Annotated in this window: 29 protein-coding genes; 24 read left to right on the top strand and 5 right to left on the bottom strand. The window is 40.8% G+C overall.

The features are described 5' to 3' along the window. The first annotated feature begins 9 nt into the window (after positions 1–9). From AB5Z01_RS07225 to AB5Z01_RS07190, 8 genes are all read left to right on the top strand, one after another. Positions 10–2,124 carry a polyribonucleotide nucleotidyltransferase gene (locus AB5Z01_RS07225; protein ID WP_022286743.1) on the top strand — a complete coding sequence of 705 codons (2,115 nt, stop codon included), beginning with the start codon at positions 10–12 and terminating at the stop codon, positions 2,122–2,124. A 105-nt stretch (positions 2,125–2,229) separates the two neighbouring features. After that, complete coding sequence (locus tag AB5Z01_RS07220) at positions 2,230–2,964, top strand: hypothetical protein (protein ID WP_287215176.1); 735 nt, start codon at positions 2,230–2,232, stop codon at positions 2,962–2,964. Between the two features lie 93 nt (positions 2,965–3,057). Further along, on the top strand, positions 3,058–3,900 hold the full coding sequence (locus AB5Z01_RS07215; protein WP_195220876.1) for a zinc ribbon domain-containing protein: 843 nt from the start codon (positions 3,058–3,060) through the stop codon (positions 3,898–3,900). Positions 3,901–4,042: 142 nt separating this feature from the next. Further along, on the top strand, positions 4,043–4,387 hold the full coding sequence (locus AB5Z01_RS07210; protein ID WP_117876122.1) for a hypothetical protein: 345 nt from the start codon (positions 4,043–4,045) through the stop codon (positions 4,385–4,387). 17 nt (positions 4,388–4,404) lie between these two features. Then, a complete protein-coding gene (locus AB5Z01_RS07205; protein ID WP_195220877.1) occupies positions 4,405–6,651 on the top strand; it encodes an ATP-dependent RecD-like DNA helicase in 2,247 nt (748 codons plus the stop codon). After that, a complete protein-coding gene (locus AB5Z01_RS07200; RefSeq protein WP_332009385.1) occupies positions 6,641–7,342 on the top strand; it encodes a ComF family protein in 702 nt (233 codons plus the stop codon). Before AB5Z01_RS07205 ends, AB5Z01_RS07200 begins: the two co-directional genes overlap by 11 nt. A gap of 42 nt (positions 7,343–7,384) precedes the next feature. Further along, a complete protein-coding gene (locus tag AB5Z01_RS07195) occupies positions 7,385–7,579 on the top strand; it encodes a hypothetical protein (protein WP_022286749.1) in 195 nt (64 codons plus the stop codon). Continuing rightward, positions 7,569–7,826 carry a hypothetical protein gene (locus AB5Z01_RS07190; RefSeq protein WP_022286750.1) on the top strand — a complete coding sequence of 86 codons (258 nt, stop codon included), beginning with the start codon at positions 7,569–7,571 and terminating at the stop codon, positions 7,824–7,826. The genes AB5Z01_RS07195 and AB5Z01_RS07190 overlap by 11 nt, the downstream gene beginning before the upstream one ends. 32 nt (positions 7,827–7,858) lie before the next feature. On the opposite strand, the gene AB5Z01_RS07185 is transcribed toward AB5Z01_RS07190, so the two are convergent. Next, a complete protein-coding gene (locus AB5Z01_RS07185) occupies positions 7,859–8,665 on the bottom strand; it encodes a mechanosensitive ion channel family protein (RefSeq protein ID WP_117864016.1) in 807 nt (268 codons plus the stop codon). A gap of 235 nt (positions 8,666–8,900) precedes the next feature. Between AB5Z01_RS07185 and AB5Z01_RS07180 the strand changes: the two genes are divergently transcribed. The 4 genes from AB5Z01_RS07180 to rpe all read left to right on the top strand — a co-directional run bounded on the left by AB5Z01_RS07180 (position 8,901) and on the right by rpe (position 12,001). Further along, complete coding sequence (locus AB5Z01_RS07180; RefSeq protein WP_117864018.1) at positions 8,901–9,353, top strand: OadG family transporter subunit; 453 nt, start codon at positions 8,901–8,903, stop codon at positions 9,351–9,353. A 31-nt stretch (positions 9,354–9,384) separates the two neighbouring features. Beyond that, a complete protein-coding gene (locus AB5Z01_RS07175; protein WP_022286753.1) occupies positions 9,385–10,608 on the top strand; it encodes a sodium ion-translocating decarboxylase subunit beta in 1,224 nt (407 codons plus the stop codon). A 68-nt stretch (positions 10,609–10,676) separates the two neighbouring features. Beyond that, complete coding sequence (gene yfbR / locus AB5Z01_RS07170; RefSeq protein ID WP_038671721.1) at positions 10,677–11,261, top strand: 5'-deoxynucleotidase; 585 nt, start codon at positions 10,677–10,679, stop codon at positions 11,259–11,261. A gap of 86 nt (positions 11,262–11,347) precedes the next feature. Beyond that, positions 11,348–12,001: a ribulose-phosphate 3-epimerase gene (gene rpe, locus AB5Z01_RS07165; RefSeq protein WP_022286755.1), complete on the top strand. Its 654-nt coding sequence runs from the start codon at positions 11,348–11,350 to the stop codon at positions 11,999–12,001. Here rpe and AB5Z01_RS07160 read toward each other — a convergent pair. After that, positions 11,984–12,520 carry an adaptor protein MecA gene (locus AB5Z01_RS07160; protein WP_195220880.1) on the bottom strand — a complete coding sequence of 179 codons (537 nt, stop codon included), beginning with the start codon at positions 12,518–12,520 and terminating at the stop codon, positions 11,984–11,986. The genes rpe and AB5Z01_RS07160 overlap by 18 nt on opposite strands. Positions 12,521–12,598: 78 nt before the next feature. Next, a complete protein-coding gene (locus tag AB5Z01_RS07155; protein WP_287215184.1) occupies positions 12,599–14,542 on the bottom strand; it encodes an ABC-F family ATP-binding cassette domain-containing protein in 1,944 nt (647 codons plus the stop codon). A gap of 217 nt (positions 14,543–14,759) precedes the next feature. Here AB5Z01_RS07155 and speD point away from each other — a divergent pair, with 217 nt between their 5' ends. From speD to nspC, 10 genes are read left to right on the top strand one after another with little or no spacing between them, the layout of a single operon-like run. After that, the gene (gene speD / locus AB5Z01_RS07150) at positions 14,760–15,575 is read left to right on the top strand and encodes an adenosylmethionine decarboxylase (RefSeq protein ID WP_287215186.1); all 816 of its coding nucleotides are present in this window, start codon (positions 14,760–14,762) and stop codon (positions 15,573–15,575) included. 16 nt (positions 15,576–15,591) lie between these two features. Next, the gene (locus tag AB5Z01_RS07145) at positions 15,592–17,043 is read left to right on the top strand and encodes an aminotransferase class I/II-fold pyridoxal phosphate-dependent enzyme (protein WP_287215188.1); all 1,452 of its coding nucleotides are present in this window, start codon (positions 15,592–15,594) and stop codon (positions 17,041–17,043) included. 16 nt (positions 17,044–17,059) lie between these two features. Next, complete coding sequence (gene speE, locus AB5Z01_RS07140) at positions 17,060–17,911, top strand: polyamine aminopropyltransferase (protein ID WP_038671730.1); 852 nt, start codon at positions 17,060–17,062, stop codon at positions 17,909–17,911. Between the two features lie 11 nt (positions 17,912–17,922). After that, positions 17,923–18,771: an agmatinase gene (gene speB / locus AB5Z01_RS07135; protein WP_287215190.1), complete on the top strand. Its 849-nt coding sequence runs from the start codon at positions 17,923–17,925 to the stop codon at positions 18,769–18,771. A gap of 38 nt (positions 18,772–18,809) precedes the next feature. Then, a complete protein-coding gene (locus tag AB5Z01_RS07130) occupies positions 18,810–20,012 on the top strand; it encodes a saccharopine dehydrogenase family protein (protein ID WP_022288393.1) in 1,203 nt (400 codons plus the stop codon). A 12-nt stretch (positions 20,013–20,024) separates the two neighbouring features. Beyond that, complete coding sequence (locus AB5Z01_RS07125) at positions 20,025–20,264, top strand: hypothetical protein (RefSeq protein WP_117891712.1); 240 nt, start codon at positions 20,025–20,027, stop codon at positions 20,262–20,264. Between the two features lie 12 nt (positions 20,265–20,276). Continuing rightward, on the top strand, positions 20,277–20,507 hold the full coding sequence (locus tag AB5Z01_RS07120; protein WP_022288395.1) for a hypothetical protein: 231 nt from the start codon (positions 20,277–20,279) through the stop codon (positions 20,505–20,507). After that, complete coding sequence (locus tag AB5Z01_RS07115; protein WP_038673184.1) at positions 20,488–20,808, top strand: YbjQ family protein; 321 nt, start codon at positions 20,488–20,490, stop codon at positions 20,806–20,808. The genes AB5Z01_RS07120 and AB5Z01_RS07115 overlap by 20 nt, the downstream gene beginning before the upstream one ends. Continuing rightward, complete coding sequence (locus AB5Z01_RS07110) at positions 20,809–21,093, top strand: hypothetical protein (protein WP_046439728.1); 285 nt, start codon at positions 20,809–20,811, stop codon at positions 21,091–21,093. A gap of 16 nt (positions 21,094–21,109) precedes the next feature. Then, on the top strand, positions 21,110–22,240 hold the full coding sequence (nspC, locus tag AB5Z01_RS07105) for a carboxynorspermidine decarboxylase (RefSeq protein WP_368365411.1): 1,131 nt from the start codon (positions 21,110–21,112) through the stop codon (positions 22,238–22,240). A 47-nt stretch (positions 22,241–22,287) separates the two neighbouring features. On the opposite strand, the gene AB5Z01_RS07100 is transcribed toward nspC, so the two are convergent. After that, positions 22,288–23,073, bottom strand: coding sequence for an HAD family hydrolase (locus tag AB5Z01_RS07100; RefSeq protein ID WP_117864034.1), 786 nt, complete (start codon positions 23,071–23,073; stop codon positions 22,288–22,290). A 427-nt stretch (positions 23,074–23,500) separates the two neighbouring features. On the opposite strand from AB5Z01_RS07100, the gene AB5Z01_RS07095 reads away from it, so the two are divergent. Then, the gene (locus AB5Z01_RS07095; protein WP_287216464.1) at positions 23,501–25,771 is read left to right on the top strand and encodes an LTA synthase family protein; all 2,271 of its coding nucleotides are present in this window, start codon (positions 23,501–23,503) and stop codon (positions 25,769–25,771) included. A 108-nt stretch (positions 25,772–25,879) separates the two neighbouring features. Here the strand turns inward: AB5Z01_RS07095 and rpmB are convergent, their stop codons facing one another. Next, on the bottom strand, positions 25,880–26,065 hold the full coding sequence (rpmB, locus tag AB5Z01_RS07090) for a 50S ribosomal protein L28 (protein ID WP_022288401.1): 186 nt from the start codon (positions 26,063–26,065) through the stop codon (positions 25,880–25,882). A 248-nt stretch (positions 26,066–26,313) separates the two neighbouring features. Between rpmB and AB5Z01_RS07085 the strand changes: the two genes are divergently transcribed. Continuing rightward, positions 26,314–26,979 (top strand): site-2 protease family protein, encoded by a 666-nt coding sequence (locus AB5Z01_RS07085; RefSeq protein ID WP_368365410.1) that lies wholly within the window; start codon positions 26,314–26,316, stop codon positions 26,977–26,979. Positions 26,980–26,990 lie beyond the last annotated feature (11 nt).

The raw sequence follows: 26,990 nt of genomic DNA, 5'->3' as shown, positions 1-26,990 counted from the left end.
GGAAAGACAATGTTTGAGAATTTCAAAACTTTTGAAACGACATATGCAGGCAGACCTGTAGTAGTTGAAACAGGTAAGACCTGCGGACTTGCTAACGGCTCTTGCTGGGTAAGATACGGTGAAACGGTTGTAATGGCTAACGTTACAGCTTCTGCAAAGCCAAGAGAGGGTGTTGACTTTTTCCCACTTTCAGTTGACTTTGAGGAAAAAATGTATGCAGTAGGCAGAATACCAGGTTCTTTCACAAAGAGAGAAGGCAAGGCTTCTGACAAGGCTATCCTTGCTTCAAGATGTGTAGACAGACCTATCAGACCTCTTTTCCCAAAGGATATGAGAAATGACGTTTCAGTTGTTATGACAGTTCTTTCTGTTGACCCTGACAACTCACCTGAGATCACAGGTATGATAGCTACATCTATTGCACTTTCTATCTCTGATATCCCTTGGAACGGACCAGTTGCATCTATCAACGTAGGTTACGTTGACGGCGAACTTGTTCTTAACCCAACTCTTGAGCAGAGAGCTAAGAACAGACTTAACCTTACAGTTGCAGGCTCTGCTGAAAAGATAGTAATGATCGAAGCAGGTGCTGACCAGATACCTGACGATCTTATGCTCAAGGCTATCATGACAGGTCATGAAGAGATAAAGAAAATGGTAGCTTTCATCAACGATATCAAGGCTCAGATCGGTAAACCTAAGTTCGAGTTCGAGTCAATGGAAGTTGACCACGATCTGTTCGACGCTGTTGAAGCAATGGTAGGCGAGCAGGTAAAGGTCGCTCTTGATACAGATGATAAGAATGTAAGAGACGCAAGACTCCAGCCAATAATAGACGCTGTTCATGAGAAGTTCGATGAGCAGTGCGAGGATAACACAGCAGTTCTTGACGAAGTTATGTATAAGCTCCAGAAGAAGATAGTTAGAAACTGGCTCTATGAGGGCAAGCGTGTTGACGGCAGAGGTATCGACGAGATAAGACCACTTGCTGCTGAAGTTGGCGTTCTCCCAAGAGTACACGGTTCAGGTATCTTCACAAGAGGTCAGACACAGGTAATGACTATCGCAACACTTGGCCCTGTTTCAGACGCTCAGAAGCTTGATGGCATTGATGAGGAAACTTCCAAGAGATATATGCACCAGTACAATTTCCCTTCATATTCTGTTGGTGAAACAAGACCTTCAAGAGGCCCGGGAAGAAGAGAGATAGGTCACGGTGCACTTGCTGAGAGAGCACTCGTTCCAGTTATTCCTTCTGTTGAAGAGTTCCCATATGCTATCAGATGCGTATCTGAGGTGCTTTCTTCAAACGGTTCTACATCACAGGGTTCTATCTGTGGTTCTACACTTGCACTTATGGACGCAGGCGTTCCTATCAAAGAGCCTGTTGCAGGTATTTCATGCGGTCTTATCACTAAGGAGGACGGCAGCTGGATGACTATGGTAGACATTCAGGGTCTTGAGGACTTCTACGGCGATATGGACTTTAAGGTAGGCGGTACAAAGAACGGTATCACAGCTATTCAGGTGGATATCAAGGTCGATGGTCTGACACCTGAGATAATCGCAAGTGCTTTTGAAAAGACAAGAAAAGCAAGAATGTACATTCTTGATGAGATAATGCTCAAGGCTATCCCTGCTCCTCGTGCTGAGGTAAGCAAGTGGGCACCTAAGATGCTGGCAACAAAGGTACCAGTTGACAAGATCAGAGAAGTTATCGGTTCAGGCGGAAAGGTAATTCAGAAGATCTCAGCTGAGTGTGACGTTAAGATAGACATATCTGAGGACGGTAGCGTATTCGTTTCAGGTATCGACAAGGAAAAGGCTGAGCAGGCAATCAATATCATCAATACTATCGCTAATGACCCTGAGATAGGTGCTATCTACAGAGGTAAGGTAGTAAAGATCATGAACTTCGGTGCTTTCGTTGAGATAGCTCCTGGTAAGGACGGTTTGGTACACATTTCTAAGCTTGACAAATCAAGAGTAGAAAAGGTCGAGGACGTTGTTTCAGTTGGCGACGAGATCGTTGTTAAGGTAATGGAAATAGACGATCAGGGCAGGATCAATCTTTCAAGAAAAGACGCTCTTGCTGATATCGAAGCTAAGAAGAACGCTAAGTAATAAGTTTTTAAGAGCGGGCGGCTATGTGCTGTCCGCTTTTTTTGTTGACAAAAAAGAAGAAGTATGTTAATATAAAAGTAATAAATTTTTATAGGGGGTATCTTTATGAGATGTACAGTATGCGGGTGCGATATTCTGCCTAACAGCATTTGCTGTCAGAATTGTGGCACAAGAGTTATTGAAATGACAGGGGTAAATTCGGCACAGCCGAGGTATGGCAATAGTTTCAATAATAGTTTTAACAATGGCTTTGACAATGGTTTTAACAGCAATGTGAGGGCAGTGGGAAAGAATATGTCTATAGGCAAAAAGGTGCTTATCCTTTTGCTGGCATTGTTTGTGGGCGCAGCTATCGGTTTTGGATATTGGTACTATCACAATGTTTCAACCCATACCATTAGAGAGGAGAACTTTAGCGTTGAACTGCCAAGGTCACTTAAAAAGGAAACCACAATAGATTATGCGGCACAGAGCAGTGATGGAACTGTAAAAGCCAACGGAAAGTACGCCGATGTTAATAGCGATTTTCAGTATATGATCCTTGATTACTCTTCACTTGCCGGCGAAACAACGGATATTCTTACTGAGAAATTGTTTGTCACCTACATGAAGGGCAATTTGAAAAGTCAGTTTGGAAGTAGCTATAAAGAAGTGTATGCTAGTGGCAACAAGCTTAAAATGACCTATCGTGCAAAAACGGGCGACGAAGTTTATAACTATGCTTTATGCAAAAAGTCAGGTTATAAATATTATTGGTTTGTTTTTGGCTGTAAGGCTGATGAAAAGGATTTCTATGACCCGAAATTTGAAAAGTGGGCAAGCACTATCCATATCAATTAATACAAAATTTATAAAATCGATTTGTTAAATTATTGACATAATAAACAGCATATGTTAGAATAAAAGCATAAATTATATGAGGGAGAAAAGAATATGAAATGTCCTATTTGTTCGGCAAAGATCAGTGATACTGACGCTTTTTGTCCTAATTGTGGGTCGGCTGTGAAGTCTGAAACAAGCGGTTATATGGATTCTATCGACACATCAAACCTTGGTGAGAATGTTGGTTTTGGCAAGCGTAACACAACAGGAGCACAGCCTGTGAATGCAGTACCTCAGCAGAGTTATGCTCAGGGTCAGCAGTCTTATGGTCAGCCACAGAACGGCTACGCTCAGCAGAGTTATCCGCCTCCGCTGAATGGCAATGCTCAAACTCCATACGGCAGTGCATATGAGCCTTATAAGATAGCGCCTGTTACATCTGCTAAAAAGGGCATACCAAAGCCTTTGATGTCAGTTCTTGTGTTTATCCTTGCGCTCTTGGTGGCTTTTGGTGTGAGATATTTTTACAAAAATACAGCTACGAAAACATTGCAGGGTACAGGATATACAATGACAGCTCCTGCGGATATTGAGAAATCTAGCAGTACAAATCTGTATGCCCTTGATAACTTCTCCAACAACGAGGTGGGCATAAACGCTGTTAAGCTTTCATATTCTGATATTGCACTTTACGGCTATGGCAAGGGCGAGTCTGCATCAGATATCTTTGATTTTATCCTTGAAAACGGCTCAACAACCTTAAAAATAACAGGTAAGGATTCAAAATATATTTATTATACCCAGAGCATAGGAGATAAACATTATTATGGCATGAGTTCTATAACAGAGGGCAACGGTGGCTACTACATTTTTGATTTTCTCTGCGAGCAGAAAAATAAGTCAAAGTATGAAGATAAGTTCAAGGATTGGGCTGCTTCAGTTGAGATAAAGTAAATAATTCAAGCTGTCCTTCGGGGCAGCTTTTTTGTTTTGCATAAAAATCTTGCTTTTTTCGTCAAAAAGGTGTAAAATGAATCATATGACACAAAATCTGCTTTCCGCATAAAATGTACTAATAATATGTGGAGGTGATCTTGTGTTGAATCTTATACTTCTTCTGGCTCTTGTGCTGGCGGTCGTTATTTGGTTTTGGGTGAAATGGTATAAGGTGCGAAATGTTGGCAAGCGTGGAGGATATTTGCTTATCCCATGCAAAAAGAATACACATGAGCTTGAACATATGGTAAAAAGCTGTTATTGGGAGGAGTTTTTTCAGCCTGAATATTATGGAAGAGAAATAATCCTCGTTCAGCTTGACAAAAGCGAGATAAATTATGTTTCAAAGCGTTTGGAACAGGATTATAGCATCGTTCACTGTGTTGATATAACTGAACTTGCAGATTTTATCAAGCGCAGAGAGCTGAAATGCCATGAAAAATAGATCATTCGGAGAATAATATGGAAGATTTAAAGACCCTCAAGGGTGAGGTTGACAGCATAATATTTAAAAGTGAGGACACAGGCTTCTGTGTGCTTATGCTTAACTGTGACAATGACCTTATCACAGTTGTTGGCGAAATGGGTGACGTTGAGGAGGGCGAAGATCTCGTTGTAACAGGGGAGTTTACTTCACATCAGAAGTTCGGCGAGCAGTTCAAGGTGCATATCTTTGAGCGTTCTTTGCCTACTACCTCTGCAGCGATTCAGCGTTATCTTGCAAGCGGTGCTATATCAGGTGTAGGGCCTGTACTTGCAAAAAAGCTTGTGAACAAGTTCGGGGACGATACCCTTGACATAATAGAAAATACTCCCGACAGGCTCACGGAGATAGACGGGATAACAGTGAAAAAAGCGGAAAAAATATCTCAGGAGTTCAAAACCACTTTTGCCGCAAGGTCTCTTATGTCATATCTTAACAAATTCGAGATAGAAACTTCTTATGGCATAAAGGCGTGGAAGCGTTGGGGCAACACTGCCGAGCAGATCATAAAATCAAACCCTTATGTGCTTTGTATTCAGGGCGTCGATCTGTCATTTTCCCGTGCGGACGCAGTTGCGGCAAAGTCTGATATCCCTGCTGACAGCGAGTGCAGGATAAAGGCAGGCATTACATATATCCTAAGACAAAACGCTGACCAAGGTCATACCTGCCTGCCTTTAGACAGTCTTGTGAAAACAGCGGTAAGTTATCTTGATGTTGATGATAAGCTTATAAAAAAAGTAATCGAGGATGAAACTGAGGAGGAAAACCTCTACTATTACGATAAGCATGGCAGACGTTTTGTTATGCTTGCAGATTTTTACAAAGCTGAGGACTACATAGCAAGGCGACTTGCCATAATGCGGCAGATCTCTTATGACAATAAGATAGATTTTTCCGAAGTAATCGATCTTGAAGAGGAAAATAATGGCATACAATATGAAAAAATACAGCGTGAAGCCATAAATCTTGCACTGTCAAAGGGTTTTCTTGTGCTGACGGGAGGACCGGGTACAGGAAAGACCACAACGCTCAACGCTATAATTTCTCTTTATCAGCAGCAAGGGCTTAACGTTATGATATGCGCACCAACAGGCAGAGCCGCCAAAAGGCTTTCTGACCTTACGGGATATGACGCAAAAACTATCCACAGGCTTCTTGAAGTGAAGCATACAAGCGGTGACACACTTGCGTTTATACATGATGAAAACAATCTTCTCGATTGTGACGCTTTGATAATCGACGAGATGTCCATGGTTGATTCCTGCCTTTTTGAAGCCGTTTTGAGAGCTATAAGCGTTACCTGTAAGCTCGTTCTGGTGGGGGACAGCGATCAGCTTCCGTCAGTAGGTGCAGGAAATGTGTTAAAGGATATTATTGACAGCGGAGTAATGTCTGTTGTAACACTAAAAGAGATCTTCAGACAGGCACAGGAGTCTGAGATTGTTATGAACGCCCATAAGATAGTAAACGGCGAGCATATCGACCTAGCCAGCAAGGATAAGGATTTCTTTTTTATGCAACGGCTTGAATACGGAGAACTTCAGGATCTTGTGGTGGAGCTTTGCAAAACAAGGCTGCCAAAAGCCTACGATTACTCGCCCATAGACGACATTCAGGTGCTTTCGCCTACACGTAAAGGTCCTGCGGGTACTGTGGAGCTAAACAAGCGTCTACAGCAGGAGCTTAATCCTCCTGCCGCAGGAAAATCAGAGGTCAAGACCCCTGTTTATACTTTCAGAAAAGGTGACAAGGTCATGCAGACCAAGAATGATTATGAAATTCTTTGGAAAAAGTATATAACCGAGGACAAGACCGAAAGTGGCGCAGGCATTTTTAACGGCGATATAGGCATAATAATTGCAGTGAACAAGATACTTAAAACTGTGACTATAGATTTTGAGGGCAGAATAGCCGTCTATGACGAGCAAATGCTGGATAATCTGGAGCTTGCCTATGCCATAACAGTGCATAAAAGCCAAGGTTCTGAGTTTGATGTTGTCATTCTCACTGTATTCGGTGGATTTGACAAGCTTTATTACAGAAATCTGCTTTACACAGCTGTGACAAGAGCTAAAAGAATGCTTATAATAGTTGGCTCGAAAAAGCGTGTTGATTTTATGATAGATAATAATAAACGCACTTTGAGGTATACTGCGCTTAAAAATATGCTAATGGAGCTTGTAGAGGGTGACGACAGTGGTCAGCAGACGCTTGATATATAAATTTCTGCTTGATTTTGTTTATCCTAATCGTTGTCCTATATGTGGAAGTTTTATAAAATGGGACGAGCTTTTGTGCAAAAATTGTGAATGTAAGCTGCCTTTTCATAAAGAAATATTGTGCGAAAAGTGCGGCAAGGATAAGTGCCTGGATCATGATTCACTGCATTTTGATAGCATTTATACTCTTATGAGATATGAGGATATCTGCGTGAAAGCAATACATCAGCTTAAAGACGACAGACAGCTTAATTTTGCGGAATATTCTGCGAAGCTTCTGGGTAACGTGCTAAGAGAAAATGGCGTTGCAGTTCAAGCGGATATCATCACATCAGTGCCAATGCACAGATCAAAACGCCGTAAAAGGGGATATGATCAGGCACAAAAGCTTGCACATTTCACGGCAGCTGAGCTTGGCATAAAAGAGAACTATCGCCTGCTTGGACGCACGAAAGATACCGCAGAACAGCATACTCTCACAGCCGCCGAGCGTAAAACACACGCAGAGGATATATATTTCTCACTGCCCGACCATGCTGACATAAAAGGTAAAAATGTCCTGCTATTTGATGATGTTTACACAACAGGTGCAACTCTCAATGTCTGTAGCAGGCTGTTAAAAGAGATGGGTGCTAAAAAGGTGTTTTGTGCAGCTATTGCCACCACCTTGCTCGATGAAAAACACAAAGAATAAAACAGACCGCCTTCGGTATAATAATATCGGGAGGCGGTCTTTATGATAACTGAGGAACAGTTTGCGGCGATAAAAAGACTTATCGTGTCTGAAAACTGCATGATAGACAGGTTTGAGCATTATGTGAGTGAGATAAAAGAGCCGCAGCTAAAGGAAGATATGCAAAAGCTTACAGCGGCTTTGAAAAATCAGCGTTCAGGGTTGCTCACAAGTCTGGAGGATAACAATGGTAACTGACGGAAATATAATAAAAGAAGCAAGATTCTTTGTCAAGGCGTATTCAAAGGAGTTTTGTCAGACCTACAGTGATCTATGCGGAAGTCCTTTTGCGGAGTGTATAAAAAGTGCGCTTGACGGTCAGCTTAGAATAGCAGAGAAGCTTGAAAGTCTTGAAAAAACATACTGTGACAAAACCAAGCTACCAATTGCAGACAGTATTGATGTGAACAGATTTTTATATAAGAACAGGGAAGATATGAGGTAAAAAGTCCGCAGATGCTCGCCTGCGGACTTTTGTTATTTTGATATATGTACGTCAAGTTGGTCGAATGGTATGGAAATGCCGTTTGCGTCAAAGCGTTCCTTTGCCTCTTTGAGAAATTTGTATCGTATCTCCCAGTAAGCATCGGTCGGTATCCATACACGCATGATAAGGATTATAGCGCTTGCACCATGCTCGCAGACAGCCACAAGCGGCTTGTCAGGCTCGTTTATTACCCTTGGCTCATCATTGAGCATTTCTCTAAGAATAGCCATTGCCTTGTTGTGGTCGTCATTGTAGCTGATAGAGAATTTCAGTTCAAGGCGACGTTTGTCGTCAGCAGTTATATTCGTAATAGTCGATTGTGAAACAACTCCGTTTGGTATAAATATCATCTTATTCTCAAGGGTCTTTAGGGTGGTGTAAAGTATAGAGATAGCGTCAACAGTTCCCTCTGAGTCGCCTATTTTTACATAATCACCGCATTTAAAAGGCTTTGAAAAAAGTATGATAAAGCCGCCTGCGACGTTTGAAAGACTGTTTTGAAGAGCAAGACCGATAGCAAGACCTGCTGCACCAATAGTTGCGACTATTGATGACATAGGTACTTGAAGTGCAGAAAGTGCCATTACTATTATTATAATAAGCAATACAGTGTGTACCACAGATGTGAGAAATTTATGTATAGTCACATCTGTTCGACGCATACTCAAACCTTTGTGCATGACCTTCAAAACAAGCTTGTCAAGAAGTATTCCTAAAAGAAAAATAACAGCCGCCGCAATAAGATGTGGTGTAAATTCCTCAAGCCAATTTAAAAATTTGTCAGACAAAAAAATCATCTCCGTAACATTATTATGTAAAGATATTATAACATCTTAACATGATATTTGCAAGTGTGCCCAATATATAAGTTTTTTTGCGTATTTATGCACTTTTATCAGAAATCATAACAAAAATAGGTGTTGACTTGGAGATAATTTTGTGAAAAAAATGTGGGAAAAAGTCTTGCTATTTGTGTGGCTTTGGTGTATAATAATATTAAGTTTTATTATACTTACAGTAAGGAGAATTTTTATGATCAATTTTCTTAACACTGCAGCTCAGATGGTTGCGGCAAAGAGTACGATCAGTCCAGACCAAAAAGATCTCGGTGCTGGAACTGTTGCCTCTGTCGTTATCACGGGTTTAGTTGTGGTATTTATCGGACTTGTTCTGCTTATTCTGCTTGTGTCGATATACGGCAAGATATTTGACGTTATCAACGGCAGAGCAGCAAGAAAGGCTGAAGAGGCAAAAAAAGCTGCTGAAGCTGCAAAGGCTGTTGCTAAGCCAGAGCCAATAAAGGCTGCTGCTCCTGTTGTAGAAGACGGCATTGAAGAAGAAACAGTTGCTGTTATCATGGCTGCAATTTCGGCTATGAGCAGTGCAGAGGGCAAGAAGCTCGTTCTTAAGAGCGTTAAAACTGCCAAGCCTCAAAGACCTGCATGGTCTACCGCAGGCATAATAGACAATACAAGACCATTTTAGTGCAGTTGACGTGAAAGGAACGTGATAATAGATGTCAATAATTAATTCATTTCTTGATACCATGGCGTCTTTGGCGTCACAGTCGGGTTTTGCGGGTTTCCTCGTAGACGGCGGCTGGAAAAATATCATAATGATACTTATTTCATTCGTATTTATGTATCTGGCTATTGCAAAGGGCTTTGAGCCACTTCTGCTTTTGCCTATCTCATTCGGTATGCTGCTTACAAACCTGCCATACGCTGAGATGTATCATCCAGACTTCTGGAACTATAAAACGGTTGCAGGCAATGACCACTATATAGATTACGGTCAGATACTTCAAAAGGGTGGTCTGTTGGATATCCTTTACATGGGCGTTAAGCTTCAGATCTATCCACCACTCATATTCCTTGGAATCGGTGCTATGACAGACTTTGGTCCGCTGATCGCAAGCCCTAAGAGCTTTCTTATGGGTGCTGCTGCACAGGGCGGTATCTTCTTTACATTCATCGGTGCGGCTCTCTTCGGCATGAGTGCTGCTGAGTGTGGTTCTATCGCTATCATCGGCGGTGCAGACGGTCCTACATCTATCTATGTATCTTCAAGACTTCTTACATCAAATAGTAATATCGGCGTTGGTACTATTGCACTTGCAGCCTATACATATATGGCTCTTGTTCCTATTATCCAGCCGCCTATCATGAAGGCTCTTACAACAAAGAAAGAGCGTTCTGTAGTAATGGGTCAGCTAAGACCTGTTTCTAAGGTAGAAAAGCTTATTTTCCCTATCCTCGTAACTATCGTTATCTCACTCATGGTTCCTTCAGCAGCTCCACTGGTTGGTATGCTCATGTTTGGTAACCTTCTTAAAGAGAGTGGCGTCTGCGACAGACTTGTTAAGACTGCTCAGAATGAGCTTATGAACATCATCACTATCTTCCTTGGCGTAACAGTTGGTGCAACAACACAGGCAGATAAGATCATGAACATTCAGTTTGCAGAAGTTATGGCACTTGGCGTTGTGGCATTCTCAATTGGTACAGCCTGCGGCGTACTTCTTGGTAAGCTTATGTATGTTCTTTCAGGTCACAAGATCAATCCTCTTATCGGTTCAGCAGGTGTATCTGCCGTTCCAATGGCAGCCCGTATCTCTCAGAAGGTCGGTCAGCAGGAAGTTCCTACAAACTATCTGTTGATGCACGCTATGGGTCCTAATGTTGCCGGCGTTATCGGTTCAGCCGTTGCTGCTGGTGTTCTTCTTACAATTGTAAGATAAGATCAGAAATTTTTCGGGACGATGAAAAGCATCGTCCCGATTTTTGTGTATAGTATAGGAGTGTTGATATGTCAGAAAGTAAATTTTTTGCAGTGATATCTCGTATGAAATATATAAATCGCTGGGCACTTATGAGAAACACGATCAATGAGAATATTAGCGAGCATTCACTTGAAGTTGCTTTTATCGCACATGTGCTTGCACTTATTAGAAATAAGCGATTTGGCGGTAATGTTTCTCCTGAGAGATGTGCGCTGCTTGCTATGTATCATGATGTCACCGAGATAATCACAGGTGACTTGCCTACGCCTATAAAATATTATAGCCATGAGATAAAAGGCGCATATGATGAGATCGAGCAGAAAGCCAAAAATACTCTGGTGTCTTATCTTCCTGATGATCTGAAAGAGGACTTTGAGCCGCTTTTCTGTAAAACTCCACAGGAAGAAGAAGCATGGACTCTTGTTAAAGCGGCTGATAAGCTTTCTGCACTTATAAAGTGCCTTGAAGAAAGACAAATGGGAAATACTGATTTTGCATCAGCTGAAAAATCTACACTTGAATCTATTGTCGCAATGAATATTCCAGAAGCAAATGTTTTTCTTGATGAATTTATTCCAGCTTATACATTAACTCTTGACGAACAAGCTTGACAATGCCCCAGTGGTGTTGTATAATAGAAACTGAAATTATAGGACAATATTAAGTGGGAAGATATTGAATTAACGGAGGCTTTCAATTGGATATTATCGTTTCTGCGTCGCTGCTTGCCTGCGACTTTTCAAACCTTGCGTTCGAGATAAAGCGTGCTGAGGACGCTGGTGTTGACTGGATTCATTATGATGTCATGGACGGAATGTTTGTGAGAAATATAAGTTTTGGCGAACCGCTTTTGAAAAGTGTTGGCAAAAGCATAACAGTTCCAGTAGACGTTCATCTCATGATTTGCGATCCTATCAGATATATTGATAACTACGCAGATCTTGGAGCTGACCTTATAACTTTTCATTATGAGGCGGCTGATGATCCGCAAGCTGTTATTGACAAAATACATTCGAGGGGGATAAAGGCAGGAATCTCCATTAAGCCTGCAACACCTGTAAGTGCGATCCAGCCATTTCTTAAATCTGTTGATATGGTACTCGTTATGACAGTAAACCCAGGTTTTGGCGGTCAAAAGTTTATTCCTGACACTCTCGAAAAAATAAGCGAAGTGAGATATCTAATTGACCAGACGGAAAGGGATATCAGACTTCAGGTTGACGGTGGCGTAAATCTCGAAACTGCCGGTTTGCTTAAAGAATCGGGTGCAGACACTTTAGTAACGGGAACATATGCTTTTAAGGCAAACGATATGCCAGAGGCTGTTAAGCTTCTAAGAGAAATAGTTTAGTTTTTCAAAAGGAGTACTGCTCAATAATGGGCTGTACTCCTTTATTTGGTTTATAATCACGTTGTCAGTAGTACAGGTTTTCAGTAAAGCTTTTTTCGCAACTGTTGAGCGTGCGTATCCTATGGTGAAGATTAGAGCATGACCACTAGGAAGCTGATACAGACTGCTTTTTATAATCTTTTCGGAGTATTTTTTGTGTATTTCAGTAGCTTTTGATATTAGCTCGTTTGGATCGTAGCTGATTATGGCAAGTTCAGTGGTGTGATGATTGTCGTTTTTAGGTAGTATAAAATATATGTTTATTGTTTCTTCACTTGTCAAAGCAACATCAACTTCAATATTTCCTTCGGATATTTTTATAAGTCCTGTCTCCTTGAGTATAAACATGAGTTCAGATAAAAAATCTTTGCTTCTTTTGTTGTTTTTCTCAAAATCTTCAAAGGATATATTCATTATCCGCATATCTTTTTCGTTAAGAATAACTTTTATTTCATACTCTGACAGCCTTTTTATCTCCAAAACAAACACCCCTTATGTATAATGTCAGTCTGTGCTGTATCATTATACTCATAAGGGGTGATTTTTGTGAAAATTTGTTTATGAAAGCTGGTCGGAAAGTTCTGCCCATTCGTCCATTTTCTGGTCAAGGGCGGTTTTGGCTTCTTCAAGCTCTTTGCATTTCTCGCTCATTTTGCTGTAGTCGGAAGCTATCTCAGGGTCAGATATGGCATTTTCAAGTTCAAATATCAGAACTTCTGTGTCTTCGATCTCCTTTTCAAGTTCTCTTATGCGGTTGCGTTTTTGAGCGTCAGCAGCACGCTGTTCCTTACTGCGATATTGTCTTGCTTTCTTTTCTTTGTACGCTTTTTCCTCTTCAGCCCGCTTTATCTCTGCTTCGCTCTGCATCTTGAGCTGACGGGCAGCGTTCACCGCTTCGCTGTATGCGTCAAAGTTGCCCTCGTATGAGTTCACCTCATCATGCTTTATCTCTATTATCCTGCTTGCTACCTTGTTGAGTAGATATCTGTCATGAGATACAAGGATTATCGTTCCACCAAACTCTGCCAAAGCGTCCTCCAGCACTTCTTTTGTGCTTAGGTCAAGGTGGTTTGTAGGCTCGTCAAGCACAAGTACATTTCCACGATTGAGAGCCATTATGGCAAAGCAAAGCTTCGCCCTTTCGCCACCGCTGAGAACAGAAATAGGCTTGAACACATTCTCGCCTGTAAGCAGAACTGCACCTAGTACACTTCTTGCCTGTTGTTCTGATAATCTTGGATAGCGATCCATTATTTCTTCAAGCACTGTCTTACGGGGATCAAGTATAGCGTGTTCCTGTTCAAAATAGGATATCTTCACGTTTCCGCCCCAGCTTATATTCCCACCCTCGTGTGGGATAATGCCTTGGATAAGTTTCAGTATGGAAGTTTTTCCGATACCGTTTGCACCGATTATAGCAACGTGCTCTCCACGGCGAACGTTCATGGTAAGTGACTTTATAAGCTCCTTTTTGTCAGCACCATCGCCAACAACCAGCGGACAGTCAACAACTCGTACGATATCCTTTGTTGGTTCAATATCATATTCAAGCTTTATCTTTGGAGGTTTTGAGTACATAAGCGGTTTGTCGATACGCTCGATACGGTCAAGCATATGCTGTCTTGACTTCGCCATTTTTGAGGTTGACGCCCTGACGAGATTTTTCGCCACATAGTCCTCAAGCTTTGCTATCTCTTTTTGCTGTGCCTCATATTCTTTGAGCTGACGCTCTGAGTTCATTTTCTTTTGCACAAGATAGGAGGAATAGTCCCCTCGATATGATGTGAGCCTGCCTTGTTCTATCTCACATATTCTCGTACAGACCTTGTTTAGAAAATATCTGTCGTGTGAAACTATGATTATTGCACCCTTGTAGCCTTTGAGATAGTCCTCTAACCACATGAGCGTTTCAAAATCAAGGTGGTTGGTAGGCTCGTCAAGTATAAGCAGATTAGGCTCTTCAAGAAGAAGCTTAGCTAGTGCAAGACGTGTTTTTTCACCGCCTGAAAGGGTAGAGATTACTCTGTCTGTAGGTGTTGAGCCAAAGCCCATGCCGTTAAGCACCTGCTTTATTTTTACATCTATCCTATATCCGTCCCGAGCCTCAAAGTATGAAGAAAGCTCGGCATATTCGTGGCTTATACTGTCAATATCTCCGCCATCTGCCATTTTCTTTTCAAGGACTTTCATTTTATCCAGTGTTTCAAGGAGGGGAGCGAAAGCGTTCTTCATTTCCTCACCTATGGTAAGTTCAGAATTAAGTCCGCTGTTCTGCCTTAAAAAACCAATGGAAGCCTTGCCTGCGATATTCACAGAGCCTAGTCCTTCGGGGGTCTTGTCATAGCCCTCACTGCCTGTAATGATATTAAGCAGGGTAGACTTTCCGCATCCGTTTACGCCGATAAGTCCAACGGCTTCTCTGTCTTCAACTGTGAAATTTATATCCTTGAGCAGTGCCTGCCCATTGAAATATTTGTAAAGATGTTCAACATTCAATAACATTGTATATTTCTCCTGTAACAATTATCAGAACTTATTATACACTATTTTCTTCTTGATTTCAACCTTTTTTATTTTATTGCCACACTTATGCCATGCTTAATAAAAAAATATGAAAAAAGTGCGTAAAACTATGTACTTTTTGATCGAGATGTGGTATAATGAAAACAAGTCTATAATTTTAGTCTTGATAGGCTGATTATTTTATCCGAAAGGACGGGTGATGTTAGGGTTGGAGCAGAAGCTTTCTTTGTATGGTTTTAATAATCTAACCAAGACCCTTAGCTTTAACATATATGATGTATGTTATGCCAAAACTGAAAGAGAACAAAAGGAATATATTGCTTATATTGACGAGCAGTATAATTCAGAAAGACTTACGAAAATTCTTTGCGACGTTACTGAGATGATAGGCGCAAGGATACTTAATATATCAAAACAGGATTATGAGCCGCAGGGTGCGTCTGTGAACGTGCTTATTGCTGAAAAAGCCCTCGATGAGGACAGTATCGACCACTCGTGCAATCAAGGAAAAATAGGCGGCGATGTGCCTGAAATGATACACGCTCACCTTGACAAAAGCCATGTAACTGTTCACACATTTCCTGAATATCACCCAGACAACTCCATTTCCACATTCCGAGTGGATATAGACGTTTCTACTTGCGGAACTATTTCTCCGCTAAACGCACTGAATTATCTTATTAGCAGCTTTGACTCTGATATTATAACTATTGATTACCGAGTAAGAGGCTTTACGCGAGATGTTTTGGGAAAGAAGTTTTTTATCGATCACAAGATAACTTCGATTCAGGATTATATAGATAAAAATACGCTGACTAAATATGACGCAATAGATGTCAATGTTTACCAGTCGAACATTTTCCATACCAAGCTTCTCATTAAGGATATCGACTTGCAGAATTATCTTTTCAAGCAGGACGTATATGAGCTTACGCCGAAGCAAAGGCTTGACATAACAGATAGTCTGCGCCGTGAGATGATCGAGATATACAGCGGCATGAACATATACTGATAAGGTAGTGATAGATTTGAACTTAACACAGAATAACGCACCTGTGTATGAGGCTTTAAAAAAACATATGAGGAACAGAGTGGTGCGTCTTGACGTACCTGGTCACAAGGGCGGAAGAATGAATAAGGAGCTTCGTGACTTTTTGGGCGTGGATTGTCTGAAGTGCGATGTGAACTCTATGAAGCCACTTGACAACCTTTGTCACCCTGTTTCTGTAATAAAAGACGCTGAAATGCTTGCCGCCGAGGCATTCGGTGCTAAGCACGCATTTTTTATTGTAAACGGCACAACTGCTGCAGTTCAGACGATGATATTTACAAGCTGTAAGGCAGGAGATAAGATAATAATGCCGAGAAACGTTCACAGAAGTGCTATCAATGCACTTGTTGTGTGCGGTGCTATACCTGTTTATGTAAACCCAGGCACAAATAAACGGCTTGGAATACCTCTTGGAATGTCCGTTAAGGACGTTGAAAAAGCTATCAAGGAAAATCCTGATGCAAAGGCTGTTTTGGTGAATAACCCGACTTATTACGGAATTTGCTCTGATATAAAAAGCATCGTCAAGCTTGCCCATGAGCATGGTATGTTGGTGCTTGCGGACGAAGCACATGGCACTCACCTTTATTTTGGTGAGGGTCTGCCTTGCTCTGCAATGGCGGCAGGAGCAGATATGGCGGCAGTATCAATACACAAAACAGGAGGAAGCCTAACGCAGTCATCGCTCCTTCTTTGTGCAGACACTGTTTCAGAGGGTTATGTAAGACAGATAATTAACCTCACTCAGACCACGAGTGGCTCTTATCTGCTTATGGTATCCCTTGACCTTGCAAGAAAAAATCTTGCGCTCAACGGCAAGGAGCTTTTTAAAAAGGCAGTTGACTATGCCGATTATGCAAGGGAAGAGATAAATAAGATAGGTGGCTATTACGCTTTCGGTCGGGAGCTTGAAAACGGTGACGATATCTTCGCATTTGACAGCACAAAGCTTTCCGTTCACACAAGAGCCATGGGATTGGCAGGTGTTGAGGTCTATGACATTCTCCGTGACGATTACGACATTCAGATAGAGTTCGGTGATATCGGAAATATACTTGCTATAGTTTCCGCAGGAGATAGAGAGCTTGAGATAGAGCGTTTTATATCCGCACTTTCCGAAATTAAAAGGCTTTATTCAAAAGACCCGTCAGGAATGTTTGACCACGAATATATCAATCCTATCGTTGAGATACCGCCGCAGCAAGCTTTCTACAGCGAGAAAAAATCAGTGCCTATCGAAGAAAGCAACGGTATGATATGCGGAGAGTTTGTTATGTGCTATCCGCCGGGAATACCTATCCTTGCCCCTGGTGAAAAGATAACTTCCGACATACTTAATTATATCGCATACTGTAAAGAAAAGGGCTGTTTTCTTACAGGTACGGAGGATCTTGAGATAAACAACATAAACGTAGTGGTAAATTCATAGAGAGGAGATACATTTTATGGATCTTTGGTTTACTGAGAAACATACGGACGATGTTAATTTCACCATTCGTGTAAAAAAACAGCTTTATTCTAAAAAAAGCTATTATCAGGAAATAGACGTTTTTGACACATATGAGTTCGGCAGGGTATTAGTGCTTGACGGCTTTATAATGCTTACCGAAAAGGACGAGTTCATCTATCATGAAATGGTAACTGCAGTTCCTATGGCGGTCAATCCTGAGATAAAAAAGGTGCTTGTTATTGGTGCGGGGGATGGTGGAACTATCCGTGAGCTTTGCAGATATAACACTATTGAAAAGATAGATATGGTGGAGATAGATGAGCAGGTGGTGAACGTGTGCAAAGAGTATCTTCCACAGACAGCCTGTGCATTTGACGACCCTAGACTTACCCTCTATATTGAGGACGGTCTGAAATTCGTTCGCCGCAAGGAAAATGAATATGACCTTATTATAGTTGACTCCACAGACCCGTTTGGACCGGGAGAGGGACTTTTTACAAAAGAATTTTACGGCAACTGCTCAAAGGCGCTCACAGATCAGGGAATATTGATAAACCAACATGAAAGCACTTATTATGATTCCTATGTGGATATGGTAAAGCGCACACACAGAAGAATAGGCAGTGCGTTCCCAGTTTCAATGGTCTATCAGACACATATACCTACCTATCCGTCGGGTCATTGGCTTTTCGGCTTTGCCTCGAAAAATCTTCACCCTATATATGACCTTAAGGCTGATGAGTGGAAAAAGTTCGGCATAAAGACAAGATATTATAACACAGAGCTTCACAAGGGCTGTTTCGCACTGCCGAATTACGTCCTTGATGTACTTGAGGACTGTGACTAAAGGAGAGAAGTATGGAAAAGAATGTTCATACCTTTATAGGCTGTGATTGTGAATATGATGATTCTAAGATAGTCCTTTTCGGCGCACCATATGACAGTACAACTTCGTTCAGACCGGGTACAAGATTTGCAAGCTCTGCAATGCGCAATGAGAGCTTCGGCATTGAGACTTATTCACCATATCAAGATAAGGACCTCCTTGATGTGAATGTGTTCGACAGCGGCGACCTTGAAGTGCCATTTGGCAATCCTGAGGGCGCACTGAGGGATATCCATGACCGCACTGCTGAAATACTTGACGACGGCAAAGTGCCTTGCATGATAGGCGGCGAACACCTTGTCACTCTCGGTGCGATTAGAGCTGTGGCAGAGAAATATCCAGATCTGCATATCGTTCACTTTGACGCTCATGCCGATCTGAGGGACGATTACCTTGGTGTGAAAGAGTCACACGCCTGTGTGCTTCATAGATGCTGGGATATTGTGGGCGACGGAAAGATATATCAATTTGGCATTAGAAGCGGTGACAGGGACGAGTTCAAGTTTGCGAAAGAGCATACTTTTATGGAAAAGTTCGGCTTCTTCAGACTTGACAGCATAGTAAAAAAACTTCAGGGAAAGCCTGTTTACTTTACACTTGATCTTGATGTGCTTGATCCTTCAGAGTTTCCCGGCACTGGTACTCCAGAGGCAGGCGGAGTTACTTTTAAGGAGCTTATGTTCGCAGTGGAGGAAGTTGCAAAGCTCAATATCGTGGGTTTTGATGTGAATGAGCTGTCCCCTGTTTACGATCAGACAGGACGTTCAACAGCACTTGCCTGCAAGCTGCTGAGAGAGATACTTTTGTATTTTTATAAGTAAATAAGTATAATTGATAAAATAGAAAGGAATGATCTAATATGTCAAGAGCATTGATAATCGGTGCAGGCGGAGTTGCAGGTGTAGTTATACACAAGTGCTGTCAGAACAGCGAGGTATTTACTGATATCTGTATCGCCAGCAGAACAAAGTCAAAGTGCGATAAATTCAAGGAGGAACTTCAGGATAAGACAAAGACAAATATCACAACTGCACAGGTGAACGCAGACAACGTGCCTGAGCTTGTGGCTCTTATGAAAGAGTATAAGCCTGATATTTGTATCAACGTGGCTCTGCCTTATCAGGATCTTCACATTATGGACGCTTGTCTTGAGTGTAAAGTAGACTATGTTGACACAGCAAACTATGAGCCTGAGGACACTGCAAAGTTTGAATATAAGTGGCAGTGGGCTTATAGAGAGAGATTTGAAAAGGCTGGTATCACAGCGCTTCTCGGATCTGGCTTTGACCCAGGTGTAACAGGTGTTTTCTGTGCATATGCTCAGAAGCATTATTTTGACGAAATAAACTATATAGATATCCTCGACTGTAACGGAGGCGATCATGGCTATCCATTCGCAACGAACTTCAATCCTGAGATAAACATAAGAGAAGTTTCCGCAAAGGGTTCTTATATTCAGGACGGCAAGTGGGTAGAAACTGAGCCAATGGAGATAAAGAGAGTTTATAACTTCGATCAGGTGGGCGAAAAGGATATGTATCTTCTTCATCACGAAGAGCTTGAATCACTTGCGCTCAACATCAAGGGTATCAAGAGGATTCGTTTCTTCATGACATTTGGTCAAAGCTATCTTACACACCTTAAATGCCTTGAGGACGTGGGCATGACATCTATCGAGCCTATTGACTTTGAGGGCAAGAAGATAGTACCGCTACAGTTCCTTAAAGCAGTTCTTCCTGATCCAGCTTCACTCGGTCCAAGAACAAAGGGTAAGACAAATATCGGTTGTATCTTCCAGGGCAAAAAGGACGGCAAGGACAAGACATATTACGTTTACAACGTATGCGATCATCAGGAGTGCTATAAGGAAGTCGGTTCACAGGCTATCTCCTACACAACAGGCGTGCCTGCAATGATAGGCGCAATGATGATACTCACAGGCAAGTGGAAAAAGCCGGGCGTACACAATATAGAGGAGTTTGATCCGGATCCATTCATGGACGCACTTAACAAGTGGGGTCTGCCTTGGACAGAGAACTTTGATCCTGTTCTTGTTGACTAATAGGAGAAAAAAATGAAGATCGAAGAAGCTTTTGCGAGATATCTCGGACAAGAGGTGCTTGTTTATACAGTTTCGCAGGGAGGTTCGCTTTCATCAGTTATAGACTGCACACTTGAAGAGATAGGCGATGGCTGGGTGAGTGTTACTCAGGGTGATGACCGAAACGAAAGTATCGTGAATACAGCCAATATCATCAGGATAAGAGAGTATCCACGAAACAAAAACGGCAAAAAGAAAATGGTTTTTGATTAAAGGTGACGAAAAGTGAAAACCAAAACAAAAAAAATGATAGCACCAGTTGTGATAGTTGCTTTGATATCTATTTATTATATAGCTATTGGCGTTATTTTTGCATATATGAATGGTGTTCCTATGCTTGCAAAGATAATTGCTCTGGTAGTTCCTGCATTGCTGTCAGGCGTTGCGATAACGGTGCTTATTCAGCGTATAAAAGAAATAAAGAAGGGCGAAGATGATGATCTTAGTAAATACTGATTATATTTCTGGCAAAAAGCTTGAAATGCTTGGGCTTGTCAAAGGCTCAACTATCCAGACCAAAAATGTCGGAAAGGATATCATGCAGAGCTTTAAAAATCTTGTTGGCGGAGAACTTACTGCCTATAATGAGATGATGAATGATGCAAGAGCTCTTGCCACGAAGAGAATGGTGGTTGAAGCTGAACAATTGGGTGCTGATGCAGTAGTTAATATAAGATATGCTTCATCTGCTATTGCGGCAGGCGCGGCTGAGGTGATTGCATACGGAACAGCAGTAAAATTTATGGGGGACGAGTAAATGATATTGATGATAGACGATGTTAAAATGGTAAATGCTGATATGTTTTACCCATATGTCAGCAAGGCGCTTGCTCATGATATGGATTCTATAGCTAACGGCGACAAGCTTTATGAGAAGCTATGTGAAGTCGAAGAGCCATTGGAAATAATGATACATGACTTTGACGATATTCCTGAGGAGAGTCTTGAATTTGCCAAGGGTGTTCTTAGTGTTTTTATGGACGCAAGAATGAAAAACAAAAATATTACAGTAAACTTTATCAACGATGGTTCATATAGATGAGCTGTGGAGGAAAAGAATGTTTGATATTTCTAAGGTGAAAACCCCTTGTTATGTTGTTGACGAAGCAAAGCTTCTAAAAAATCTGACTATCTTGGATAATGTCATGGAGAAAACGGGTTGTAAAATACTTTTGGCACAGAAAGCTTTTTCCATGTATAGCACATATCCTATGATATCACAGCACTTGAAAGGCACTACCGCCAGCGGTCTTTATGAGGCAAAGCTTGGCAGGGAAGAGTTTGACGGAGAAGTTCATGTTTATTCTCCTGCATACACAGAAAAGGACATGAATGAGCTTGTTCAGATATGCGACCATATCGTGTTCAACTCACCAAAACAGTGGCAGAAATTCAAGGGCATTGTTGAAAAAAGCGGCAGGAAGATATCCTGCGGAATAAGGTGCAATCCTGAGTATTCGGAGATCAAAACTGATATCTACAATCCATGCTTCAAAAATTCAAGGCTCGGAACAACTTTAGATAATTTTGATGACAGTCTTATCGATGGCATAGATGGTCTGCATTTTCATACTATGTGTGAGCAAGGCTCTGATGTGCTAAAAAGAACGATACCACATATTGAGGAGAAGTTCGGCAAGTATCTTTACAATATGAAATGGATAAATCTTGGTGGTGGACATCACATAACCCGTGATGACTATGACCTAGATACCCTTATCGAGTGTGTGAATTATCTTCATGACAAATATGGTGTTCAGGTCTATCTTGAACCGGGCGAGGCTGTTGCACTCAATGCAGGATATCTTGTTTCAGAGGTGATAGACACGGCTAAAAACGGCATGGATCTTGCTATCCTTGATGCCTCAGCAGCCTGTCATATGCCTGACGTTCTGGAAATGCCTTACCGACCGAATATCATCGGTTCAGGGCAGGCAGACGAAAAGGCTTACACCTATCGCCTTGGCGGTCCGACCTGTCTTGCAGGAGATATAATCGGTGACTATTCCTTTGACGAGCCTCTTAAAGAGGGTGACAGGCTTGTTTTCTGTGATATGGCTATATATTCTATGTGTAAAAACAACACTTTCAACGGAATGCCTTTGCCGTCAATATATCTTCAAAAGCTTGACGGCGAGTTGGAGCTTATAAAAGAGTTCGGCTATGATGATTTTAAAATGAGATTATAAGAAAAAGCGGTCTGATTTTTGGTCAGATCGCTTTGTTTATGTTTTATTTATGCAAGGCAGTGTTTTTCGATTTCTTTCATAACGCTGTTGTCATTGTTTGAGCCTGTCATGAAATTTGCTACCTTTTTAATAGACTCATGAGCATTTGACATTGCAAAGCTGTAGTAAGAATTGTTGAGCATATCAACATCGTTAAGATAATCGCCGAAAGCCATGGTTTCTTCATATCGTACACCAATGCGGTTTTCTATGGTTCGCAGTGCAGTGCCTTTTGTTACGCCTTTATTCATTATATCCGTCCAGTATTTACCTGAAAGCTGCACATTGAAATTTTCGCCGAAACGTTCTTCAAGCTTGCAGTAGCCGTCATTTTCAATGCCGCTTTCTTCAAAAACGGCTATCTTGAAAACATCATCGTCAACAAGGGTGAGATCCTCCATCTTTACTTGATTTACATAGTATGAAGCAATTTCTTGGTGCTGACTATCATTTCTTGAGTTATGCCATGTGCCATTTTTTCCGCAAAGAAGGACTGTAAGTCCTAATTTGTCGCAAAATCTAACAGCTTCTTTAACAGTATCCTTTGGCAACACTGAAACCGAAAGAAGTTTTCCTTTATCAACAACATATGCACCATTGTCGCAAATAAATGTCATGTCGTCAAGATATTCAGAAAACTGTTTTTTTAGCGTACAGTAGCTTCTGCCACTTGAAATAACAAATCTGATATTTTTATTAAACAGCCGTTTTACTATGTTGTCAAAATTTTCGGGAAGCTGCTTGTTATTGTCAAGCAAAGTGCCGTCCATGTCAGTTGCAATAAGTTTTATCATTGTTTTCCTCCGTGCTCATTGTTATGCTCAGACATTCATATTATAATGTATTTCTATACTATTTTCAATTATTTTTGATTTTTGACAAAAAACTTTGTCGATTTTAATATATTTATTCCATATAAACAAAAGCACATTGAGATTATTGTACAGTTAAATTATTTGAACATACATAAAATGTAAATTGTTTTACGCGATTATTACAAAAGTGAAAAATAGCTGAAATTTCAGCTTAATTTGTTGACATTAAGGTTCAATGGGAGTAAAATATACTTTGTTCAAGGAATATTGCCTTTAAATTAGTTGGCTAGTTTGAGGAAAGTTTTGTGTATTTCACTGAAAAGGTTTTAATATGCTTGACTTTTATCAGAAAAAATTATACAATATTCTTTGCGACTGAATAAAGTAAATTGAAAAGGAGATATAAATGAATAAGGTCATAACAAAGATCCGCAGCGGAATAGGCGGATATCTGAAGGATAACATCTTGTTTCTAACATTTGTATTTGCATCTGTTCTGAATGGATTTCTTCTTAGAGCATTTACTGTTAAGTTTAATTACAGCCAGATAAAACCGCTCATGGCTGATATGGCAGTTATACTGTTGCTTGCTCTAATTTCATATGTGTTTAAAAAGCCAAGAAAGCAATTTGTATATTTGCTTATACTCACCATAATTTTTTCTATTCTTTGTACGGCAAATTCTATATACTATACAAATTATAAGTCGTTTATCTCAGTGTCGCTTATTTCAACGGCTTCACAGCTCGGCGGAGTAATGGACGCTGTTACTGAGAACATCATGGAACCAAAGGATCTTATTTTCCTGTGGGATATCCCTGTGATCATAGTTGTGTACATACTTCTTAAAAGACGTACAAGAGATTATATCACCGAGGTCAAGGAAAAGAGAAAGCGCCGTGGATATGCTCTTGGAACATTTTGTGTTTCCATAGGTCTTGCAGGAATATTTTGCTCAACACTTACCGGCACTGATTATTCAAGACTTGCTAAGCAGTGGAACAGAGAATATGTTCTTGGCACTTTTGGCCTTTACACATATCAGTTCAGCGATGTTATTTCCTGCACTCATGCGAAAATAAACATGATGTTTGGTTACGAGGAGAGCGAGGAGGTTTTCAATAAGTTCTATGACGATAAGTCAAAGACTGAAGAAACTTCCGAAAAGAGTAACAAGTACACAAATATTTTCAAGGATAAGAACATTATAGTTATCCACGCTGAAAGTTTTCAGCAATTCTGTATGGATACATATATAAACGGAGAAGAGCTTACGCCTAATATGAACAAGCTTGCGAGAGAGGGCCTTTATTTCTCAAATTTCTACGCTCAAGAGAGCGTGGGAACAAGCTCAGATAGCGAGTTTACCTTTGCTTCTTCACTTATGCCAGCTTCAAGCGGTACAGTTGCTATCAACTATTGGGACAGAGATTACACAACTACCCAGAAAATGCTTAAGAAGAAGGGCTATTATACTTTCAGTATGCACGGCAACAACGGCTCTTACTGGAACAGACTTAATCTACATCATTCCCTTGGTTATGATGATTTCTTTAACTATAACAAAGATTTTAACATTGATGAAACTATTGGTCTTGGTCTGTCAGACAAATCGTTCTTCAGACAGGCAGTGCCTAAGATCGAGAAGATAAACAAGGAGCATGATAAGTGGTATGGTGCGTTCCTTATGCTCACAAACCATACGCCGTTTACTGACATTGAGCGTGTGAGCGACTATGAGGTAGATTTCAAGTATAAGATGTACAACGAAGAGGACGGGATGTATGAGGAAAAATCTGCACCGTTCCTTGAGGGTACAAAGCTTGGATCTTATTTTAAGTCTGTTCACTATGCAGATCAGGCTATCGGTCAGTTCATGACAGACCTTGACAATGCAGGACTTCTTGATAACACTGTAGTTGTTATTTATGGTGACCATGACGCAAAGATAAAGGCAGAGGAGTATGACCGATATTTCAACTATAATCCTTTCACCGATTCTGTGCTTACAGAAGATGACGAGGGATATGTTCCTGTTGATGATTTCTACTATAACCTCAACAGAAAAGTACCTTTTATAATCTGGTCAAAGGACGGCGGCTATGAGCCTACAGAGGTCAAGCAGATAATGGGCATGTATGACGTTCAGCCAACACTTGGAAATATGTTTGGCTTCTCAAATGTCTATGCACTTGGTCATGATATCTTTTCTGTTGCTGATAACGAAGAAAATGTTGTTATCTTCCCAAACGGCAATTTTGTAACAGATACTGTTTACTATGATAGCCAGAAAAACACATATTTTGATCTTACGGATTACAAAAATGTGGCAACGTCGGTGTCATGCAATCAAGTATATAAAGATGATCCTAACCCAGTGTATATGGACGACGATCAGGGTCTGTTCAAGACCACTGTGAATGAAACGTACTGTCAGGATTCTTGTAACGCACGAATAAACGATGGTGTTGTGGACGAGGATTATATCAGCAATTATTCTAATTATGCCGAGGAGCGAATTAACATTTCCAATGCTATAATCTACTATGATATGATATATAAGACCGACCACGGTTTCAGCAACAACAATATGAACAGTGACAATTCATCGTCAGGTGCTAATTCTGTTTTTGCACCGCCTGAGAATAAGAGAACATTTGGCAGACACGCTGCATAATAAAAATCGGAGCAGAGTATGACACTCGGCTCCGATTTTTTTGTTGTATCTTAAAAAGCATAAAAAAAAGACTAGCGAAGCTAGTCGATTTTTTGGAATATTCAAGCATTAAGCTCTTTCTACCTTACCTGAACGCAGGCATCTTGAGCAAGCGTAAATGTGACAAGGAGTGCCGTTTACAACAGCTTTAACTCTCTTTACATTTGGCTTCCAAGTTCTGTTTGTTCTTCTGTGTGAGTGTGATACCTTGATACCAAAAGTAACGCCCTTACCGCAGATCTCGCATTTTGCCATTACGCTGCACCTCCTTTACCCTTAAAAATGCAATACTATTATTCACAATATTTAATATTATAGCATAACTGAAAAGAAATTGCAAGGGCTTTTTGAGATTTTTTTTGAAATTTCCGTAAAATCGTATATATTTATAGTTTTCGATTAAAAATAAAGACAAAATGCCTTGAAATTTCATTGAAAATAGTGTATAATTACACTTGTGATTTGTGTAATTTTGTTTTGAAATGACAGGAGGTCATGAAAATATGGATCCGCAGAAAATTCTTGATTACGGTGCAAAGCTCATCGTAATTTTCATGTGTATACCTATCCATGAGTACGCTCACGCATGGGCGGCAACAAAGCTTGGGGATGATACCCCACGCTATCAGGGTAGACTTTCCCTTAACCCTCTTGCACATCTTGACCCTATTGGTGCATTGTGCATATTCTTCATAGGTTTTGGTTGGGGTAAACCTGTTCAGGTAAACCCTATCAGGTTTAAGAATTACAGGAAGGGCATGGCACTCACGGCAGCTGCAGGTCCTATCTCAAATATCATAATGGGACTTATCGGAATAGTTCTTTATAAGCTTTTCTATGTGCTTTATATAGTGCATTATTCTATAGCTCTTTACTATGTGTCGCTTATATTATATTACTTTACAGCTATAAACGTGGGACTTGCAATGTTCAACCTTATACCTATCCCGCCGCTTGACGGTCAGAAGATACTTTCTTACTTTACAAGCAGTAAGGTAGATCGCTTTATGGCACAGTATCAGAACTATATCGCTATTGCATTTATGATACTCGTTGTAACAGGCGTTCTTGATACGCCTATAGGTTGGTTACAAAATGGTATGTTCTGGATAATGGATAAGCTTACGTTCTGGGTTGACCCTATACTAAAAGCGATATTTTTGAAATAAAACTGTTCACG

The organism is Ruminococcus sp. RTP21359st1_H3_RTP21359_211015 (assembly GCF_040909065.1).
Lineage (GTDB): Bacteria > Bacillota > Clostridia > Oscillospirales > Ruminococcaceae > Hominimerdicola > Hominimerdicola aceti.
Note: the sequence above shows the minus strand (reverse complement) of the source record. Positions and strands in the feature narration are given on the sequence as shown.

Coding starts and splice junctions, on each gene's coding strand:
- nspC (WP_368365411.1), top strand. CDS start 21,110: ATGTTTGATATTTCTAAGGTGAAAACCCCTTGTTATGTTGTTGACGAA.
- AB5Z01_RS07110 (WP_046439728.1), top strand. CDS start 20,809: ATGATATTGATGATAGACGATGTTAAAATGGTAAATGCTGATATGTTT.
- rpmB (WP_022288401.1), bottom strand. CDS start 26,065: ATGGCAAAATGCGAGATCTGCGGTAAGGGCGTTACTTTTGGTATCAAG.
- speE (WP_038671730.1), top strand. CDS start 17,060: ATGGATCTTTGGTTTACTGAGAAACATACGGACGATGTTAATTTCACC.
- AB5Z01_RS07175 (WP_022286753.1), top strand. CDS start 9,385: ATGTCAATAATTAATTCATTTCTTGATACCATGGCGTCTTTGGCGTCA.
- AB5Z01_RS07155 (WP_287215184.1), bottom strand. CDS start 14,542: ATGTTATTGAATGTTGAACATCTTTACAAATATTTCAATGGGCAGGCA.
- AB5Z01_RS07195 (WP_022286749.1), top strand. CDS start 7,385: ATGATAACTGAGGAACAGTTTGCGGCGATAAAAAGACTTATCGTGTCT.
- AB5Z01_RS07215 (WP_195220876.1), top strand. CDS start 3,058: ATGAAATGTCCTATTTGTTCGGCAAAGATCAGTGATACTGACGCTTTT.
- AB5Z01_RS07190 (WP_022286750.1), top strand. CDS start 7,569: ATGGTAACTGACGGAAATATAATAAAAGAAGCAAGATTCTTTGTCAAG.
- speB (WP_287215190.1), top strand. CDS start 17,923: ATGGAAAAGAATGTTCATACCTTTATAGGCTGTGATTGTGAATATGAT.
- AB5Z01_RS07095 (WP_287216464.1), top strand. CDS start 23,501: ATGAATAAGGTCATAACAAAGATCCGCAGCGGAATAGGCGGATATCTG.
- AB5Z01_RS07220 (WP_287215176.1), top strand. CDS start 2,230: ATGAGATGTACAGTATGCGGGTGCGATATTCTGCCTAACAGCATTTGC.
- AB5Z01_RS07185 (WP_117864016.1), bottom strand. CDS start 8,665: ATGATTTTTTTGTCTGACAAATTTTTAAATTGGCTTGAGGAATTTACA.
- AB5Z01_RS07085 (WP_368365410.1), top strand. CDS start 26,314: ATGGATCCGCAGAAAATTCTTGATTACGGTGCAAAGCTCATCGTAATT.
- AB5Z01_RS07125 (WP_117891712.1), top strand. CDS start 20,025: ATGAAGATCGAAGAAGCTTTTGCGAGATATCTCGGACAAGAGGTGCTT.
- AB5Z01_RS07205 (WP_195220877.1), top strand. CDS start 4,405: ATGGAAGATTTAAAGACCCTCAAGGGTGAGGTTGACAGCATAATATTT.
- AB5Z01_RS07115 (WP_038673184.1), top strand. CDS start 20,488: ATGATCTTAGTAAATACTGATTATATTTCTGGCAAAAAGCTTGAAATG.
- AB5Z01_RS07180 (WP_117864018.1), top strand. CDS start 8,901: ATGATCAATTTTCTTAACACTGCAGCTCAGATGGTTGCGGCAAAGAGT.
- yfbR (WP_038671721.1), top strand. CDS start 10,677: ATGTCAGAAAGTAAATTTTTTGCAGTGATATCTCGTATGAAATATATA.
- AB5Z01_RS07130 (WP_022288393.1), top strand. CDS start 18,810: ATGTCAAGAGCATTGATAATCGGTGCAGGCGGAGTTGCAGGTGTAGTT.
- AB5Z01_RS07100 (WP_117864034.1), bottom strand. CDS start 23,073: ATGATAAAACTTATTGCAACTGACATGGACGGCACTTTGCTTGACAAT.
- AB5Z01_RS07225 (WP_022286743.1), top strand. CDS start 10: ATGTTTGAGAATTTCAAAACTTTTGAAACGACATATGCAGGCAGACCT.